13 protein-coding genes are annotated in these 17,104 nt (G+C 63.2%); 3 read left to right on the top strand and 10 right to left on the bottom strand.

Annotation, left to right across the window (positions count from 1 at the left end):
• Positions 1–160: 160 nt before the first annotated feature.
• Positions 161–1,168: a protease SohB gene (gene sohB, locus AACW87_RS12795; protein WP_058393651.1), complete on the top strand. Its 1,008-nt coding sequence runs from the start codon at positions 161–163 to the stop codon at positions 1,166–1,168.
• Between the two features lie 217 nt (positions 1,169–1,385).
• On the opposite strand, the gene astB is transcribed toward sohB, so the two are convergent.
• A complete protein-coding gene (astB, locus tag AACW87_RS12790; RefSeq protein WP_241325132.1) occupies positions 1,386–2,723 on the bottom strand; it encodes an N-succinylarginine dihydrolase in 1,338 nt (445 codons plus the stop codon).
• 361 nt (positions 2,724–3,084) lie between these two features.
• On the opposite strand from astB, the gene topA reads away from it, so the two are divergent.
• Both topA and AACW87_RS12780 read left to right on the top strand, forming a co-directional pair.
• Positions 3,085–5,706: a type I DNA topoisomerase gene (gene topA, locus AACW87_RS12785; RefSeq protein WP_043556342.1), complete on the top strand. Its 2,622-nt coding sequence runs from the start codon at positions 3,085–3,087 to the stop codon at positions 5,704–5,706.
• A gap of 114 nt (positions 5,707–5,820) precedes the next feature.
• Complete coding sequence (locus AACW87_RS12780; protein ID WP_005312189.1) at positions 5,821–5,988, top strand: hypothetical protein; 168 nt, start codon at positions 5,821–5,823, stop codon at positions 5,986–5,988.
• A 73-nt stretch (positions 5,989–6,061) separates the two neighbouring features.
• On the opposite strand, the gene AACW87_RS12775 is transcribed toward AACW87_RS12780, so the two are convergent.
• The 9 genes from AACW87_RS12775 to AACW87_RS12735 form a co-directional block, all read right to left on the bottom strand.
• Positions 6,062–6,418, bottom strand: coding sequence for an MGMT family protein (locus AACW87_RS12775; RefSeq protein ID WP_043135974.1), 357 nt, complete (start codon positions 6,416–6,418; stop codon positions 6,062–6,064).
• Between the two features lie 68 nt (positions 6,419–6,486).
• Positions 6,487–8,040, bottom strand: coding sequence for a methyl-accepting chemotaxis protein (locus AACW87_RS12770; protein WP_241278459.1), 1,554 nt, complete (start codon positions 8,038–8,040; stop codon positions 6,487–6,489).
• A gap of 214 nt (positions 8,041–8,254) precedes the next feature.
• Positions 8,255–10,120, bottom strand: coding sequence for a beta-N-acetylhexosaminidase (locus AACW87_RS12765; protein ID WP_241325131.1), 1,866 nt, complete (start codon positions 10,118–10,120; stop codon positions 8,255–8,257).
• Positions 10,121–10,280: 160 nt separating this feature from the next.
• Positions 10,281–11,153 (bottom strand): BadF/BadG/BcrA/BcrD ATPase family protein, encoded by an 873-nt coding sequence (locus tag AACW87_RS12760; protein ID WP_241325130.1) that lies wholly within the window; start codon positions 11,151–11,153, stop codon positions 10,281–10,283.
• Between the two features lie 105 nt (positions 11,154–11,258).
• Complete coding sequence (locus AACW87_RS12755) at positions 11,259–12,986, bottom strand: glycoside hydrolase family 9 protein (RefSeq protein ID WP_241325129.1); 1,728 nt, start codon at positions 12,984–12,986, stop codon at positions 11,259–11,261.
• Positions 12,987–13,100: 114 nt separating this feature from the next.
• Positions 13,101–14,093 carry an ABC transporter ATP-binding protein gene (locus tag AACW87_RS12750; protein ID WP_241278455.1) on the bottom strand — a complete coding sequence of 331 codons (993 nt, stop codon included), beginning with the start codon at positions 14,091–14,093 and terminating at the stop codon, positions 13,101–13,103.
• A gap of 11 nt (positions 14,094–14,104) precedes the next feature.
• Positions 14,105–15,124 carry an ABC transporter ATP-binding protein gene (locus AACW87_RS12745; RefSeq protein ID WP_043556351.1) on the bottom strand — a complete coding sequence of 340 codons (1,020 nt, stop codon included), beginning with the start codon at positions 15,122–15,124 and terminating at the stop codon, positions 14,105–14,107.
• Positions 15,121–16,029 (bottom strand): ABC transporter permease, encoded by a 909-nt coding sequence (locus tag AACW87_RS12740; protein WP_098983113.1) that lies wholly within the window; start codon positions 16,027–16,029, stop codon positions 15,121–15,123. The genes AACW87_RS12745 and AACW87_RS12740 overlap by 4 nt, the downstream gene beginning before the upstream one ends.
• Before the next feature lies 1 nt (position 16,030).
• Positions 16,031–17,014, bottom strand: a complete 984-nt coding sequence (locus AACW87_RS12735; protein ID WP_042867464.1) for an ABC transporter permease — start codon at positions 17,012–17,014, stop codon at positions 16,031–16,033.
• Positions 17,015–17,104 lie beyond the last annotated feature (90 nt).

Raw genomic sequence — 17,104 nt, 5'->3', positions numbered from 1 at the left:
CCCGCACGGCATTTGACCAGTATGAGACGGCAAAAATGTGAAGAAAATAGAGGGGTTGTGATTGCAGAGTGTGTTTTTTGAGCCACTGTCGCAGAGTTTTTGCGCGAGCCCGGCAAACTCCCTAGAATGTGAAAAACTCGAACACTGAGCGGAGCATCAAGTGGCATTTTTGACCGAATATGGCCTGTTCCTGGCCAAGACCCTCACCTTACTGCTGGCCATAGCTGCCGTCATCCTGATGGTGATCAGCAGCCGTCAGCCGAAATCCCGCAAGGGTGAGCTGGTGGTGACCGATCTCTCCAGCGAGCTGGAGCAGGGGCGTTACCAGTTGCAGGCGGCGCTGGCCGGCAAGACTGAGCGCAAGCAGCTGGAGAAGGCGCGCAAGGCCGAACACAAGGCCCGTGCCAAGACAGAAGACGAGCGCAGTCGGCTGTTTGTGCTCGATTTCAACGGCAGCATGGATGCCAAAGAGGTGGCTTCCCTGCGGGAAGAGGTGAGCGCCGTGATAGGCGTCGCCCAGTCCGGTGACGAGGTGTTGCTGCGGCTAGAATCCGGCGGCGGCGTGGTCCATGGCTATGGCTTGGCCGCATCCCAGCTGCAGCGACTGCGCGACAAGGGCATCAAGCTCACCGTGGCCATCGACAAGGTGGCGGCGAGCGGCGGTTACATGATGGCCTGCGTGGCGGATCAGATCTTGGCTGCACCCTTTGCCATCGTCGGCTCCATCGGCGTGATAGCCCAGTTGCCGAACTTCAACAAGCTGTTGAAAAAACACGACATCGAATTTGAGATGCACACAGCAGGCCAGTACAAGCGCACCATCACCATGTTCGGTGAGAACGACGATCTGGGGCGGGAGAAGTTTCGCGAGGAGCTGGGCGCCATCCACGAGCGGTTCAAGGCGTTCGTGGCCGAGCACAGGCCCCACCTCGACATAGACAGCGTCACCACGGGAGAGCACTGGCTGGCGAGTCAGGCCAAGGGGCTGGGGCTGGTGGATACCCTCTGCACCAGCGACGACTACCTGCTGGCCCAGGCCAGCCATCACAAGGTGGTCGGCATCAGCTATCGCAAGCCAAAGAGCCTGACCCAGAAACTGGGCCAGCAGGCCGCCCTGGCGCTGGAGTCGAGCCTGGGTCGGCTGTGGCAGCAGAGCCCCTGGCGCTGAGAACCTGTTCCGATCTTACTGCGAGGTCGTGATCAAGGCTCATGTGCTGCTCGCTTGTTTGTAAGCAGGAGGCTCACGTATGTCTATACGCTCCGGTTCCTGAGCGGCTTGTAACCTTGCTGACGACCTCTCGCGACAGTTCGAAAACAGGTTCTAGGAAGCCGTTCAAAGGGCATGAAAAAGCCGGGCACTTGCCCGGCTTTTGCTATCCAGCGACTCAGCGCTGGAAGGGATAGACAGAGCCAAGTTTCAGGATCTGGGTCAGTTCGTCCAGCGCACTGCGGGACTCCTGCACCAGCGCCGGGTCGCGCAGATCGTCCAGCGCCAGGCTGTCGCGGTAGTGGCGATCCACCCAGTTGTCGAGGCGGGCAAACTGGCTGTCGTTGATGAGGCAGGCCGGATTGACCGCCGCCAGCTCCTGATCGTTCATGGCGACCCGCAGCCGCAGGCAGGCGGGGCCGCCGCCGTTGCGCATGCTCTGCTTCACGTCCATGTAGTGCACCTGCTTGATGGGGGTGCCCTGGGCGAGGAGTTGGCCGAGGTAGGCCGATACGGCCGGATTGTCGCGACACTCTGTGGGGGCGATGATCGCCATCTCGCCGGAGGGCAGGGTCAGGATCTGGGTATTGAACAGATAGGATTTCACCGCATCCTGCACCGACACCTCGGCAGTCGGCACCTCGATGAAGTGCAGCTCCCCGTCACCGAACTTGGTGCGCACCTCGGCCAGCACCGACGCCGTGTTGAGGAAGGCCTGCTGGTGGAAGAAGAGCACGTTCTGGTTGCCTACCGCTATCACGTCGTTGTGGAACACCCCCTGATCGATCACCTCCGGATTCTGCTGGATGAAGACGGCGCTCTCTTCGCTCAAACCGTGCAGACGGGCGATGGCCTGGCTGGCCTCCAGGGTCTGGCGGGCCGGGTAGCGTTTGGGGGCGGGCTGGGAGACATCAAAGGCGCTGCGGCCATAGACGAACAGCTCGACCCCGGACTCGCCGTAGGCACGGCACAGCCGGGTGTGGTTGGCGGCGCCCTCGTCACCGAAGTGGTCGTTCTCCGGCAGGTGCTGGTGGTGATAGAAGTGGCGATCGTTGTTGAACACGGCGCGCAGTATGCGGCCGGTCACCTCGGGTTCGAGGGAGCGGTGGAACTTGTTGGTCAGGTTGGCGGGGGTGAAGTGAATGCGGCCATCCTGGGTATCGGCACTCGGGGAGACGGTGGCGGCGTTGGCGGTCCACATGCTGGAGGCCGAATAACAGGCGGCCAGCACGGCGGGCGCCTGTTTCGCGGCCTGGGCCAGCACGCTTGCATCATTGCCGGTGAAGCCGAGGCGGCGCAGGGTCGCGAGATCCGGCCGCTCCTGCGGTGCCAGCACCCCCTGGGTCATGCCAAGCTCGGTCAGCGCCTTCATCTTGCGCAGCCCCTGCTTGGCCGCCTCCTTCGGATTGGACGCCTCCTTGGCGTTGCTCTGGGAGGCGACGTTGCCATAGGACAAGCCGGCATAGTTGTGGGTCGGGCCGACCAGACCGTCGAAGTTGACCTCGAAGTGCTTCATTGCGTACATCCTTTCGATTTTTATATGGGTAGCGGTTCCTTCCGCGCACAAAGCTGCGGGATGCAGCCATTATAAGGAGATTTTGTCTTTTGTAACAAGCTGATAACCAAAGTGGTTTGTTATGTTACAAGAGCGGTTGGTTATGTCGTTTCAAATATAAAAAGGGGGTGGATATAGCATAAAAATAAAAAAGCGGTTGCTTCCCGCGGCTCGGCTTCGCATTAATAAATAAAGAGGTCAGCTGGTTCGGGCGGGTGAGCTAATTTGCTCACAAGATTGCTTTTTCGCGTCAAATCTCTTATACAGCCCCACAAAACCGCACACCAACCCCGTCGGGTGCAATGAGGATAATAGTTACAGCATGGGCAAATCACTGGTCATAGTGGAGTCTCCGGCCAAGGCCAAGACCATCAACAAATATTTGGGCAAGGACTACGTGGTGAAATCCAGCGTCGGTCATGTTCGCGATCTGCCCACCAGTGGCAGCGCGAGCAACGAGCCCAAAAAACCTGTCATTCGCGGCATCAAGCTGAGCGAATCAGAGAAGGCTGCCAAGGATCGCAATGCCCTGTTCTCACGGATGGGGATCAATCCGACCGCAGGCTGGCAGGCCAACTACCAGATTTTGCCCGGCAAAGAGAAAGTGGTCAGTGAGTTGCAAAGTCTGGCCGCCAAGGCTGACACCATCTATCTCGCAACCGACTTGGATAGAGAGGGAGAGGCGATCGCCTGGCACTTGCGCGAGATCATCGGTGGTGACGACAGCCGCTACAAGCGGGTGGTGTTCAACGAGATCACCAAGACCGCGATTCAGGAGGCGTTTGCCCAGCCATCCGAGCTGAACATCCACCGCGTCAATGCCCAGCAGGCCCGTCGTTTCCTCGACCGGGTTGTGGGTTACATGGTCTCCCCCCTGCTTTGGAAGAAGCTGGCTCGCGGTCTCTCCGCCGGCCGGGTGCAGTCCGTGGCTGTGCGTCTCATCGTCGATAAAGAGCGCGAGATCAAGGCCTTCGTGCCGGTCGAGTTCTGGGATCTCAACGCCGACCTGCTGACCGGAGACAAGGCCGACCTGCGCATGGAAGTGGTCAGCCGCAACGGCGCCGACTTCAAGCCGGTCACCCAGGCCGAGACCTTTGCCGCCGTGGCCGCCCTGGAAGGGGTCGACTACAAGGTGGTGAACCGGGAAGACAAGCCGACCGGCTCCAAGCCGTCCGCCCCCTTCATTACTTCCACCCTGCAGCAGGCGGCATCGACCCGTCTGAGCTTCGGGGTGAAGAAGACCATGATGATGGCCCAGCGTCTGTATGAAGCGGGCTACATCACCTACATGCGTACCGACTCCACCAACCTCAGCAAAGAGGCGGTCGAGGCGCTGCGGGAATATATCGGCGAGCAGTATGGCGCCGCCTATCTGCCGAGCGAACCGAATCTCTACGGCTCCAAGGCCGGCGCCCAGGAGGCTCACGAGGCGATCCGTCCCTCCAGCGTGCTGGTCACGGCCGAGATGCTGGAAGGCATGGAGCCGGATGCGATGCGGCTCTATGACCTGATCTGGCGCCAGTTCGTCGCCTGCCAGATGACCCCGGCCCAGTACGACTCCTCCACCCTGACCGTCAAGGCCGGTGAGTTCGAGTTGAAGGCCCGTGGTCGCACCCTGCGCTTCGCCGGTTGGACCAAGGCGCTGCCACCCATGGGTCGCAAGGGCGACGACAGCCAGCTGCCGGCGGTGACGGTGGGCGAGATCCTCAAACTGGTCAAGCTGGATCCGCGTCAACACTTCACCAAGCCGCCTGCGCGTTTCACCGAAGCGGCCCTGGTGCGCGAGCTGGAAAAACGCGGCATCGGCCGTCCTTCCACCTACGCCTCCATCATCTCCACTATCGTGGATCGCGGTTATGTGCGGGTCGAGAGCCGCCGTTTCTTCGCCGAGAAGATGGGTGAAATCGTCACCGACCGGCTGGTCGAGAACTTCGTCGAGCTGATGAACTACGAGTTCACCGCCAAGATGGAAGACAAGCTCGATGGCATAGCCGAGGGCAGCCTGGAGTGGAAGAAGGTGCTGGATGCCTTCTACGAAGAATTCACCCAGGAGCTGGCAAAAGCGGATCGGGACGCGGAAGAGGGGGGCATGCGTGCCAACCAGATGGTGCTGACCGACATCGATTGCCCGGATTGCGGCCGCAAGATGGGCATTCGTACCGCCACCACAGGCGTCTTCCTCGGTTGCTCAGGTTACGCCCTGCCGCCGAAAGAGCGCTGCAAGAAGACCATCAACCTGGTCTCCGCCGACGAATTCGTCTCCGCCACCGACGGTGACGAGGCCGAAACTGAGGCGCTGCGCGCCAAGCACCGCTGCGGCGTCTGCGGCACCGCCATGGACGCCTACATCATTGACGACAGCCGCAAGCTGCACGTCTGTGGTCGCAACCCGGATTGCGACGGTTACGAGATCGAGAAGGGCCAGTTCAAGCTCAAGGGCTACGAAGGGCCGAGCATAGAGTGTGATCGCTGCGGATCCGAGATGCAGCTCAAGAACGGCCGCTTCGGCAAGTACATGGGTTGCACCAGCGAGACTTGCAAGAACACCCGCAAGATCCTGAAAAACGGCGACATAGCGCCGCCGAAGGAAGATCCGGTCCCGCTGCCCGAGCTCAAGTGTACCCAGTCCGACGCACACTTCGTGCTGCGTGACGGGGCGGCCGGCCTGTTCCTGGCTGCCAGCAACTTCCCGAAATCCCGCGAGACCCGTGCGCCTCTGGTGGAAGAGCTCAAGCGCTTCAAGGATCGCCTCTCGCCCAAGCACCAGTACCTGGCCGACGCCCCGGCGTCAGATCCTGACGGTAACGCCTCCATCGTTCGCTTCAGTCGCAAGACCAAGGAGCAGTACGTGATGACGGAGGTCAACGGCAAGGCAACGGGCTGGACGGCGCACTACGACAACGGCAAGTGGCAGGAGAGCCTGGCCAAGTCGAAGAAGGCCTGATGGCGCGCAGTTCACACTATGATGAAAGAGGCCCCTTGCTGGGGCCTTTTTGTTGGGAGATGGCGGTATACTGAAACCGCTGCAAGGATGGCAGCGCTGTACACGGAGGTTGTGATGGAGATTAACGAGATCCGGCCGGGAATGACCTGTCTGACCCGGGAAGGTACTGCCTATGTGCTGGAGGTGGACAGGCAGAGTCTGCTGGTGTTGTTGCAACGGGAGTATGAAACCATACCCGTGCAGGTGCGCAGCGACGAGATCCTGGCTCCTCTCACGCTGTGATGTACCAGGAGGCAAGGCGTCATGGGCGCTCTTTGGCTCAACAGAACGTCATGAGAAGCCGTGACACCCTGGTTTAAAAGGGAATGAGGAATAGCAGCTCGGCCAGGTCGGGCTGCCATTGCCACTCCCGCATCCTGACCCGCCCGCCTACCACAGGCACTCCCTCCTGCTGCAATCGCCCCGTTTGTTCCGTGAAGCCTGTCGACCCTTTTGGCAGTGAAATGGTGCCACCTGCGCCCAGCACGCGATGCCAGGGCAGCACCTTGTCCGTTTCCCGCAGCACCTTGCCCACCAGCCGGGCCCGACCGGGCAGTCCAGCCAGATCCGCCACCTGACCATAGCTGACCACCTTGCCGGCCGGGATCAGGGCGAGGATCGCCTCGATGCGGGCGACCTTGTTCAGGGTGACAGGGGCTGGCTCCATTCTCATGGGTCATGACTCTCCAGAAACAATAGAAGCGCCATTGTGGCGCTTCTATTATGGGGGTGGCAACCGCTTCAACCAAAGGTCTGACTGAGCCCCTTGAGCTGTTTGGTGCGTTCCAGCAGCTCCTGACTCGAGTCGTCGACCTCCTGCATCTTCTGGCTGTTGGCGTGGGAGTACTGGGAGATCTGGTTGATGCTGCGGCTGATCTCCTCCACCACCGCCTGTTGCTGCTCGGCGGCGGCGGCGATCTGGGTTGAGTGTTCCGTGACCAGCTCTATCTCTTCCAGCACAGAGTGCAGGCTGCTGGCGCCCTGGCGGGTCATCTCGGCGCATTCGCGGGTCTGTTGCAGGTTCTCCTGCATCATCCCCTTCCAGCGTCCCAGGGTGTGCTGGATCTGCTGTATGCTGCCCTGGATCTGCTCGGTCGCCTTGTGGGTGCGGGTCGACAGGGTGCGCACCTCGTCGGCCACCACCGCAAAACCGCGGCCCTGCTCACCGGCCCGCGCCGCCTCGATGGCGGCGTTGAGGGCCAGCAGGTTGGTCTGATCGGCTATGCCCTGGATCTCGCCCATCACGCTGCCGATCCGCTCCGACTCGCTGGCCAGCTCCACCGCCGAGTTGAACGCCAGCTCCGCCTGTCTGGCGAGCTGCTCGATGCGCTGCTCGGTCTGGCTCAGCTGTTTGTTGGTGTGCTCGCAGCGGCTGCGGGCCTCGTTGACCTGACCGTTGGAGTTCTGGATGTTGTGGGCTATCTCGTGGGCCGTGCTGGCCATCTGGGTCATGGCGGCAGCCATCTGCTGGGTCTGGGCATCCTGCTCGTTGATGTCGAGGCAGGCCTGATGGGAGGCCTGTTTCAGCTTGGTAGCCAGGGTCTGCAGCGGCTGGGTCGCATCGTTGACCCGACCCAGCACGGTGCGAATGCGGGCCTGCAGCATCTTGATGTGAAAGTCGGCGATGGCGCCGGGGCCGTCGCCCGAGTAGACCAGCCGGGTCAGGCTGTCGTATTCGCGGCCGAGCTGCTGCAGATAGAGCGGCAGGGCGAAGAGCTCGCGCCAGCAAGCGCCGCCTATGAGCAGCAGGGGCAGCAGCATCAGCAGGGCTGTCATGGGGCCCTGACTGCTGAAGGCCCAGCCAAACAGACCGAGCAACAGCAGGCCCAGCACAGGCAGGCGTATGCGGCTGAGGGAAGGGAGGCTGCTGGCCGAGCCGCGCTCCGCCTTGAGCAGGGCCTGATAGGTCTGGCTGGCGACTCGCTTGAGCTGGGGTTCAGGTTTGCAGCGCACCGACTGGTAACCGCTGACTCTGCCCCCCTCGTAGATGGGGGTCACATAGGCATCGACCCAGTAGTAGCGGCCATCCTTGCAGCGGTTCTTCACCATGCCGCGCCAGGGCTTGCCCTCCTTGAGGCGGGCCCATAGATCGGCGAAGGCGGCCTTGGGCATGTCGGGGTGGCGCACCAGGTTGTGGTTGTGGCCGACCAGTTCTTCAACGGGGTAGCCGGCAATGCGACAGAAGGCGGGGTTGGCGTAGGTGATCACCCCGCGCAGGTCCGTGGTGGAAACCAGTTGTTCGTCGGCAGGAAACTCCACTTCGCTGTCCAGGGTATGGACGTCTCTGCGAGTCATAGGGATAGGCTCCGATGTTCTTGTTGATAGTTTTATCGTTGTTATTGTGGCAGATCCGGGCGTGGTTGCAGGTGCCTGTCAGGGTGCGCCAGGTCGGCTTCATAGGGGGCTGAATTTTGCCAACAATGGCGGATGAATGGTAGGGGAAAGTTGGTTTTTTGTTGGTGGATGGTAAAAAAAGGCGACCGAAAGGTCGCCAAACAGAAAGATAACACTACCTCTGCGGCGCCCGGTAACGCACCTGTAGCTGGTCGAGGATCTGCAGCTGGCCCGGCAGACGGGCGGCGAAGTGATCCCACGCCTTGCGGGCGGGGTCGCTCCAGGCCACCTCGGCGGTGGCCAGCATGCGCGGGAACAACATATAGTCGAGGCGGTCACGAGAGGTCACCAGCTCCGACCATAAGGGGCTCAGTACCCCCAGGATGTTATCGTTGGCATGGAAATCGGCCGGGGCAGGATCGCATCGATAGACCTGCTCCAGATTGAGGGTGCCCGCCCAGTAGAGGCCGGGTTCATGGATGTCCTGGCTCCAGGCCAGATCCAGATAGAGGTGCTGGGCCGGTGCCATCACCACCGGATAGCCGGCCGCAGCCGCATCCAGCCCTGCCTGGAAGCTGGTCCAGGCGAAGATGGTGGCATCCCGGCTCACCTTGTCGCCATGCAATATCTCCTCCCAGCCCAGCATCCGCTTGCCCTTGCCAGCCAGATATTGCTGGCAGTGGCGCAGCAGGTGGCCCTGCAGCTCGCGGCAATCCTGATACCCCTGCTGCTCCATCAACTGCCGGCAGGCCGGGCTGTCGGTCCAGACTCCGGTCGGCACCTCGTCTCCTCCCATGTGTACCAGCGGGCCCGGGAACAGCTCGCACACCTCGTCGATCACCGCCTCCAGGAACTGATAGGTGCCGGGCAGGGCCGGGTTGAGCACGTTGTCGTCGAAATATTGCACCGACAGGTAGCGGGAGCGGTCGGCTTCTTCCACCAGCAGCTCGGGCAGCGCCTTGATGGCCGCATGACAGTGGCCCGGTATGTCGATCTCGGGAATGACTGTGATGCCGAGTCCGGCGGCATAGGCTACCAGCTCGCGCACCTCGCTCTGGCTGTAGTAGCCGCCGTAGGGCTCGGCGCCGCCGCTCAGCTGGGGCCCGACCGGCAGATCGTGGCCGCGCCAGGCGGCCCGTTCCGTAAGCTGGGGGAAGGCCTTGATCTCGAGCCGCCACCCCTCGTCATCGGTCAGGTGCCAGTGGAAGCGGTTGAACTTGTAGAGGCTCATCAGCTTGAGCAGGCGCTTGAGGGTGGCCAGGCTGTGAAAGTGGCGGGCACAGTCGAGGAAGATGCCACGAAAACCGAAGCGGGGGGCATCGACCAGCTCGATGCAGGGCAGGCTCTCCCCGTGCTGCAGGGCCCACTGGGCCAGGCTTGTCAGGCCATGGCGCCAGCCGGCCTCGCCGGCGGCGGCTATGGTCACCCCCTCAGGCGTGATGGTGAGGCGATAGGCCTCCGCAGCCAGAGGCTCCTCGAGCAGCCGGATCTCGGCATCGTGATCCTGCTCCAGCGCGAGCCCGGTCAGCTCGTTGAAATGGGCCAGCAGGCCGGTAAGCGACCCGGGCCCGCTGACATGGGCCCGCTCTGCCAAGCGGAAGTTGCCCTCCAGCAACACCAGCTGATCCGGCTGGGGCACTATGCCGGCCAGGGACTCGACCTCGGGCAGATCCGGGGCGCCGGGTGCGCTTGGCGGCAGGCCCAGCGCCTCATCGGCCAGCACCACCGGCATCAGCTGCGGGCCCGTGCTGGCTTGGGGCAGGCTCAGGAAGAAGCCGCGCGGCATGTCGGAGAGGCGCTTGATGGGGGTGTTGCGACAGCAAAAACGCAGCTCGCTTTGCCCCTCGGCCGGGATCAGTACCTTGTAGCTGCCGCTCTGGCGCTCCAGCTCCCCCCCTTCGACCGAGGCCGGGTCTATGTGGCGCGCCAGGCAGAAGTGGAGCTTCCAGGGGACGGCCGGCAGCTGGCTCAGGTTGAAGCGGAACCAGACGTCCTCGCCATCGCGTCGGTCGACCTGGGTGTTGATCAGGGGTGCAGACATGAAAATTCCTCTGATGGAGTTAAGGGAACAAACAAGGCGATCATCTCCTTGTGGTACTGGTCAACCCGGGGAGGGAGCCTGAGTGCTGAGATGGGCACACCCCGGAGCGGGCAGAGGGGGACTCTGTCCCCGCCAGCGGGCAGATCGCATTGGACAAGGCTCAGCAGTGCAGACATGGGAACGCCTCCGACTGGGCAAACAGTATGGCCCCCTCCAGCGCATCGGCCTTGGGGTTGACCAGGTTGAGGTGCGCCAGTCGGGGGGCGAGGCGCATGCCGATGCCGCCGAGCAGGGCAATCTGGCTGGCGCCCAGCTGTTGCATCCCCTCCAGCAGGATCCGCAACTGTTCGCAGGTCTCGTCCAGCAGCTGGCAGGCGAGCTCGTCGCCGTCGCTGGCGGCGTCGAACACCCAGGGGGCGAAGCGGCCATAATCGGCCGGAATGGCGCGGTATGCCCAGCGCACGACGTCGGCCTGATCCCGCTTGAAGTGGTCGAGCAAGCGGATGGCGAGCGTGCTGGGGGGCAGGATGCCGTCATGGCAGAGCAGGGCTTGCTGGATGGCACGCAGCCCAAGCCAGGCGCCGCTGCCCAGATCCGAGATGGGAAAACCGCGGCCGGAGCAGGTGTGGAGCTGGCCATGCCGATAGAGGAGCCCGGCCGAGCCGGTGCCGGCGATGAGAATGGCCCCCTCCCGGCCACCAAAGGCACCCAGGCAGGCACCGAAGGCGTCGGAGGTGAGCCTGACGCTGGCAAAGGGGAAGGGCATCTCGAGCATGGCGTGATAGCACTCCGCCAGCTCGGCGGAGGCGAGCGCCAGCCCGACCCCCATCTGCTGCACGCTTGCCGCCGGCAGACCGGCCGCGGTGCGGGCCTGCTCGACGGCGGCCAGCACGTTGGCGTGGGCGACCTCTATGCCCAGCTCCAGGTTGGAGCCGGCGGCGCGCCCCTCGCCCAGCAGCTTGCCGGCCCGGTCCCGAATGCGGGCGCGGGTGTGGGTGCCGCCACCATCCACGCCGACCCAGAACTCAATCATGCCGGCCTCCCAGCGCGCTCTGCCAGCTGATGGCCAGGGCAAACCAGGCGGAATGTATGGAAGATCCACTGCTCTCCCCCAGTGCTAATGATGTCCGAGCCGCTCTCAATCATGGCGACCTCCCTGTGCGCTCTGCCAGCTGATGGCCAGGGCGAACCAGGCGGCGTGGGGGATCCACTGCTCGCCCCAGCGCCAGTTCTGATCCAGCCGATCCTTGTACTCTTCAGGGATAAAGGCCAGGTCATTTTCGTCATCGAAGCCGGCCGTGATGCCGTTGCAGATGCCGCCCAGGGCATTGGGATAACCGGCTGTGTAGCTCGGGTTGTTGATGCCGTGGCCCGCCAGCATGCAGGCGTTGAACGGGTTTTGCCCCAGGATCCAGTCGAGCTGGCGCTGGCCGAAGCCGAGCAGCGGCCCGGATTGTGGCGGGAGCTGCTCGGCGGCGGCAAAGGCCATGGCGGCCAGAGACGCCAGCCTGGCGTTTTCCCCCTGCCACCAGTAGCCGGATTCGTTATTGTGGGGAATGAAGAAGCTGACGCGAGGCGCCTCATCCACTCCTTTCACATACTGGCGGGCGAGGGCGAAGGGGTTGCCTGCCCGGGCGCACAGTGCCAGCTCGGCGGCCAGCGCCTGCTGCACCACGGTTTGCACCTGGTCCTTGCGCCCCTGATCCGGCTCTACGCCGAGGTATTCCAGCAGCGCCAGCACCGGCAGGCCTGCCTCGGCGGCGTGGTAGTAGGGGCGCGAGCCATCCTGGTTGGCGGACCAGTGGTGGCCGAGATCTGGGTGGGCGCGCTGACGGGTGCACAGCTTGCCGGCCCACACTCTCGCCTCGCTTAGCCACTCATGGCCCAGGGTCTTGGTCAGCTCGACCGCAGCCAGCAGGGCACAGTAGTCATCTATGATGTTCTCGACCCCGTCGTCCAGATAGGCGAGGTTGTGCTCGCGCAGGTGCAGGTAGCCGCACCTGGCCGCCTCGGCATAGTGACTCGCATCAAGGTCGCCGCTGACGCTCTCGCGGGCGGCGCGGGCCAGCGCGGCGATGGCCATGCCGCCCCCTTGCCGAAAACCCGCCTGCCAGTCGGCAGACTTGAGCCCCTGCTGGGTGGCGTAGGCGCACAGCTCGCGCTGCTCGGGATCCTTGCTCCACTTGTCGAACAGCGTCATGTAGAAAAAGCCGCTCTCATCCTGCATCCGGCAGAGAAAATCCGCCCCGTGCAGCGCCTCGTCATTGAGCCGCTTGCAGAGGTTGACCCCGTCTATGTCGCGGCGCGATGCCAGCAGTTCCCTACACCTGAGCAGGGCCCATACCACCATGGGGGTCTGCTGGGGGTTGAGGTAGTTGGCGTAGGAGAGGTGGCTCAGGTACTTGCTCATGTCGCCGCTGGCATCGAACCAGCCGCCGTGTACGTCTTTGCGCTGATCGGTGCCAAACAGGCGGGCAGTGTGGTCGGCCCGATCGAAGGCGCCGCTGGCGCGCTGGCCCTTGAAGTAGTGAATGACATCGGAGAGGCAGCGGCTCGCCAGCAACCCCTGGCCGATGATGAAGGGGGCGGAGCGGACCATGCGCTCGTCGGTGCCGGCCTGGATGACAGTTTCTAGCCGGTAGTGGCCGGGCTCCTTGAATGCGGAGAAGTCGGCGCGCCAGTAAGCGCGGCCCTGCCAGCCGTCGACCCGGCCGGCTTGTTGCAGCGGCGCTTCAAACAGGATCTGGTCATCACACTGGCGCAGCAGCCTGACATGGCCGCTGATAGCCAGCTGGGTGGTGGTCTGCAGCAGGGCAATCTTCTGCCCGTCGCACTCGTAGCCCACCTGATTGATCAAGAGTTCCATCAAGGTATTACTCCTGTGGTTCACCGACGGGCGGTGAGGCACATCACGGGGCTGTGGCTGCCCCGTAGCGAGGCATGGCCGGACAGTGCTGTCCGGCCGCTATAAGGCTCACTCTCATTCGTAGAGGTAGCAGCGCACGAAGTGGTTGTCGGCGAGCCTGGTGATGGGGGGCAGCTCATCCTTGCAGCGGGCCATGGCCTGATTGCAGCGCCCGGCAAACGGGCAGCCGCAGGATTCCGGCGTCCAGAGCGGTATCTCCCCCTTGCGGCCCCCCTCCAGCTCGGCGTGGATGCTCTTCTCGGGGTCGGGCACCGCCGAGATGAGCAGCTGGGTGTAGGGGTGCTGTGGATGATGGAGGATCTCGTCCACCTCGCCCCACTCCACCATGTGACCCACGTACATGACCGCGAGATCTTCCGCCACGTAGCGGGCGGTGGCGATGTCGTGGGTGATGTAGAGCATGGAGACGCCCAGCTCGTTTTTCATCTGCTCCATCAGGTTGAGGATGCCGATGCGAATGGAGACGTCGAGCATGGAGGTGGGCTCATCCGCCAGCACCACTTCCGCCTCCACCGCCAGGTTGCGGGCAATGTTGACCCGCTGGCGCTGGCCGCCGGAGAGTTGGTGCGGGTACTTGGCCGCCGTCGCCTTGGCCGGGGTGAGCCCCACCTTTTCGAGCAGGGCATGGACCATGTCCGGCAGATCTTTCTTGTCGATCACCTTGCTGTGCAGCAGCAGGGGGCGGGCTATGTGGTGGTAGATGGTGTGGGTCGGGTTGAGCGAACCGAACGGATCTTGCCACACCATCTGCACGCTCTGGCGATAGTCGAGCAGGGCCGTGCCCTTGTTGAACTCCTCCAGGTCCCGGCCGCGATAGAGGATGCGGCCGCTGGAGAGCTTGTACATCTTGGCGATGATCTTGGCGATGGTGCTCTTGCCGGAGCCGGACTCTCCTACCACCGCCAGGGCGCGGCCCCGGTGCAGGTTGAAGGTGATGTCGGAGAGGGCCCGCATCTTGCCGCTCTTGATGGCATTGGAGTTGACGGGGAAGTCCTTGTAGAGGTGCTGGACTTCGATGATGGGCGCGTCGGTTTGGGCGATTTGCATGACAGACATCCTTAACAGCCAGCGGCCTTGTCCAGATAGATCAGGGGATCTTGTTGCTCATCCTGCGCCTCATGGAGGTGGCAGGCGGTCTGTTGTCCCGGCCGGATCTCGACCAGGCGGGTGTACTCCTGGCGGCAGCGCGCGTGCACCTTGCCGCAGCGGGCCTGAAAGCGGCAGCCGACCGGCACCTCCAGCAGGTTGAGCGGGGTGCCCGGGATCCCCTCCAGCACGGTTTTCGGGCCGTGCAGGGGCGGGAAGGAGTTGCCGAGCCCGCGGGTATAGGGGTGCAGGGGCGAGGTCAGGATCGCCTTGGACGGGGCCACCTCGATCAGCTCACCGGCGTACATGATGCCGATGCGATCGCAGAACTCGACCATGAGCGACAGGTCGTGGGTGATGAACAGGATGGAGAAGTTGAACTGCTCTTTCAGGGCGTAGACCTTCTGCAATATCTCCCGCTGCACCACCACGTCCAGCGCCGTGGTCGGCTCATCCATGATCAAGAGTTCGGGGTTGAGCGCCATGGCGATGGCGATCACCAGCCGCTGGCGCATGCCGCCGGAAAACTGGTGCGGATAATCCCGCAGCCGGCTCGGGTGTATGTCGACTATCTCCAGCAGCACCTGGGCGCGCTTGATCGCCTCATAACGGGTCATGCCGGGGTTGTGGGCCAGCAGCACGTCACAGAACTGCTCCTCCATGCGCAGCACTGGGTTGAGCGCGTTCATGGCGGACTGGAACACCACAGAGACCTGTTGCCAGCGATAGGAGCGCAGCCGCTCTTCGCCGTAGTGGAGTATGTTCTCGCCCTTGAACAGGATCTCGCCGCCACTGATGTAGGCGGGCGGCTTGTGCAGCCGGGCCACCGAGAAGGCGATGGTGGACTTGCCGCAGCCGGACTCGCCGGCGAGGCCGAATACCTCGCCGGGGGCTATGTCAAAGCTGACCGAGTTGACGGCGCGCACGTCGCCGCTCTCGGTGATGTAGTCGACGCAGAGGTTGCGTACCGACAGCAGGGGTGGGGTCTTCATGCTGTCCTCTCCTGTGGTGCTGAGACGGGCGCGGCGAGTTTTTTCCAGCGGTTGAGCCCCTTGTGGGATCGCAACTGAGGGTTGGCTATCTCGTCGATGGCGAAGTTGAGCAGGGCCAGGCCCGCGCCCAGGGTGGCGATGGCGAAGCAGGGGGCCAGGATCTCCCACCAGGCACCCACCAGGATGGCGCTGGAGGTCTGGGCGTTGTAGAGCATGATGCCCCAGCTGACCACGGTCGGGTCGCCGAGCCCCAGGAACTCCAGGGTCGCCTCGGTGACGATGGCGTAGATGATGGAGCCGATGAAGCTGACCCCTATGATGGAGATGAGGTTGGGCAGTATCTCCACCAGAATGATGCGCCAGGCTGGCTCCCCTAGCACCTCGGCGGCGATGACGAACTCTTTCTCGCGCAGGGCCAGGGTCTGGGCCCGGATGACGCGCGCGCCATAGGCCCAGGAGGTAAAGCCTATGATGAGCGCAATCACCGTCGGTGACGCCTCCCCGATAAAGCTCGCGAGCACCAGTAGCAGGGGGAGGTTGGGGATCACCAGCACCACGTTCATCAGGAAGGTGAGGCATTCGTCGATCACGCCGCCAAAGTAGCCGGCTGTGATGCCGATGGTGATGGCGAGGGCGCACACCAGTATGCCGGCCCCGAAGCCCACCATCAGGGAGATGCGGGCGCCGTTGGCAAACTGGGACCAGATGTCGTGGCCCATGCGGGTGGTGCCCATCACGTACTCGGCGCTGGGGGGCTGGTGCGGACGGGAGACCCGCTTGGTCGGTTCGTTGCTGGCCAGCAGCGGGGCGAGCAGCGCCATCAGCACGAAGCTGACCACGATGAAGAGGCCGAAGGCGGCTTTCTTGTTGCCCAGCAGGATTTTCAAGATAGTCGGCATGCGCATCTTATTTGCCTCCTGTACGCAGACGGGGATCCAGGAAGACATAGAGCACGTCGGCCAGGAAGTTGAAGCTGAGCATGGTGATGGTCATGATGAGCAGCTGCCCCTGGATGAGCGGGTAGTCGCGGGCCAGGATGCCCTGATAGAGGGTCAGACCCAGGCCGGGATAGTTGAAGATCACCTCGGTGATGAGAGAGCCGCCGATGACGAAACCGAGCGCCATGGAGAGCGCTGTGACGCTCGGCAGTATGGCGTTGCGGGCACCGTAGTTGAAGATGACCCGGTTGCTGGAGAGCCCCTTGGCCTTGGCCATGGTGATGTAGTCCTCCCCCAGCAGGTTGATCATGTTGTTGCGCATTGTGATGAGGAAGCCCCCCACCTGCACCATGGCCAGCGTCAGCACCGGCATGACGGCGTGCAGCATGATGCTCTTGATGTGTTCCCAGCCGAAATCGGCGGTGATCTCCGGGCTGTAGGCATAGCCGATGGGCAGCCACTCCAGACTGACCCCGAACAGAAAGAGGGCGAGCAGGGAGATGACCACGGGCGGAATGGCCTGCATCACCAGGGTGAGCGGGGAGAGTATGCTGTCCATGCGTCCCCCCCGGTGCCAGGCGGCGAAGATGCCGACGATGGAGCCGATGGAGAAGCTGAGGATGGTGGAGGTGCCCACCAGGAACAGGGTCCAGCCGATGGCGCGACCCAGCACGTCAGCCACGGGTTGGGGGTAGTAGCGCACCGAGGTGCCGAGATCCCAGGTGAAGACGCTCTTCACATAGGTGAGAAATTGGGTGCTGATGGGGCCGTCCACAAAGCCGAAGGTCGCCTTGAGGGCCTCCAGTGCGGCGGGTTCCATCATGGCGCCAGCCCGGGCAAACATGACGGAGACAGGATCCCCCGGCATGGCTCTGGGTAGCAGGAAGTTGATGGTGGCGGCCACCAGGAAGGCGACCAGATAGAAGGAGAAACGTCTCAGTATAAATCCCATGGTAAACCCTTTTACTGCAAGCCTGCCCCGCGCCGGGCAAAGCTCCCCCAACCCCGAACAATCAGGGGGATGGAAGACATGGCGGGGAAA

The sequence above is a fragment of the Aeromonas sp. MR7 genome (genome assembly GCF_963899385.1).
Taxonomy (GTDB): Bacteria; Pseudomonadota; Gammaproteobacteria; order Enterobacterales; family Aeromonadaceae; genus Aeromonas; species Aeromonas bestiarum.
This window is presented reverse-complemented; position numbering and strand designations above follow the sequence as displayed.

Coding starts and splice junctions, on each gene's coding strand:
- astB (WP_241325132.1), bottom strand. CDS start 2,723: ATGAAGCACTTCGAGGTCAACTTCGACGGTCTGGTCGGCCCGACCCAC.
- topA (WP_043556342.1), top strand. CDS start 3,085: ATGGGCAAATCACTGGTCATAGTGGAGTCTCCGGCCAAGGCCAAGACC.
- AACW87_RS12780 (WP_005312189.1), top strand. CDS start 5,821: ATGGAGATTAACGAGATCCGGCCGGGAATGACCTGTCTGACCCGGGAA.
- AACW87_RS12775 (WP_043135974.1), bottom strand. CDS start 6,418: ATGAGAATGGAGCCAGCCCCTGTCACCCTGAACAAGGTCGCCCGCATC.
- AACW87_RS12770 (WP_241278459.1), bottom strand. CDS start 8,040: ATGACTCGCAGAGACGTCCATACCCTGGACAGCGAAGTGGAGTTTCCT.
- AACW87_RS12765 (WP_241325131.1), bottom strand. CDS start 10,120: ATGTCTGCACCCCTGATCAACACCCAGGTCGACCGACGCGATGGCGAG.
- AACW87_RS12760 (WP_241325130.1), bottom strand. CDS start 11,153: ATGATTGAGTTCTGGGTCGGCGTGGATGGTGGCGGCACCCACACCCGC.
- AACW87_RS12755 (WP_241325129.1), bottom strand. CDS start 12,986: ATGGAACTCTTGATCAATCAGGTGGGCTACGAGTGCGACGGGCAGAAG.
- AACW87_RS12750 (WP_241278455.1), bottom strand. CDS start 14,093: ATGCAAATCGCCCAAACCGACGCGCCCATCATCGAAGTCCAGCACCTC.
- AACW87_RS12745 (WP_043556351.1), bottom strand. CDS start 15,124: ATGAAGACCCCACCCCTGCTGTCGGTACGCAACCTCTGCGTCGACTAC.
- AACW87_RS12740 (WP_098983113.1), bottom strand. CDS start 16,029: ATGCGCATGCCGACTATCTTGAAAATCCTGCTGGGCAACAAGAAAGCC.
- AACW87_RS12735 (WP_042867464.1), bottom strand. CDS start 17,014: ATGGGATTTATACTGAGACGTTTCTCCTTCTATCTGGTCGCCTTCCTG.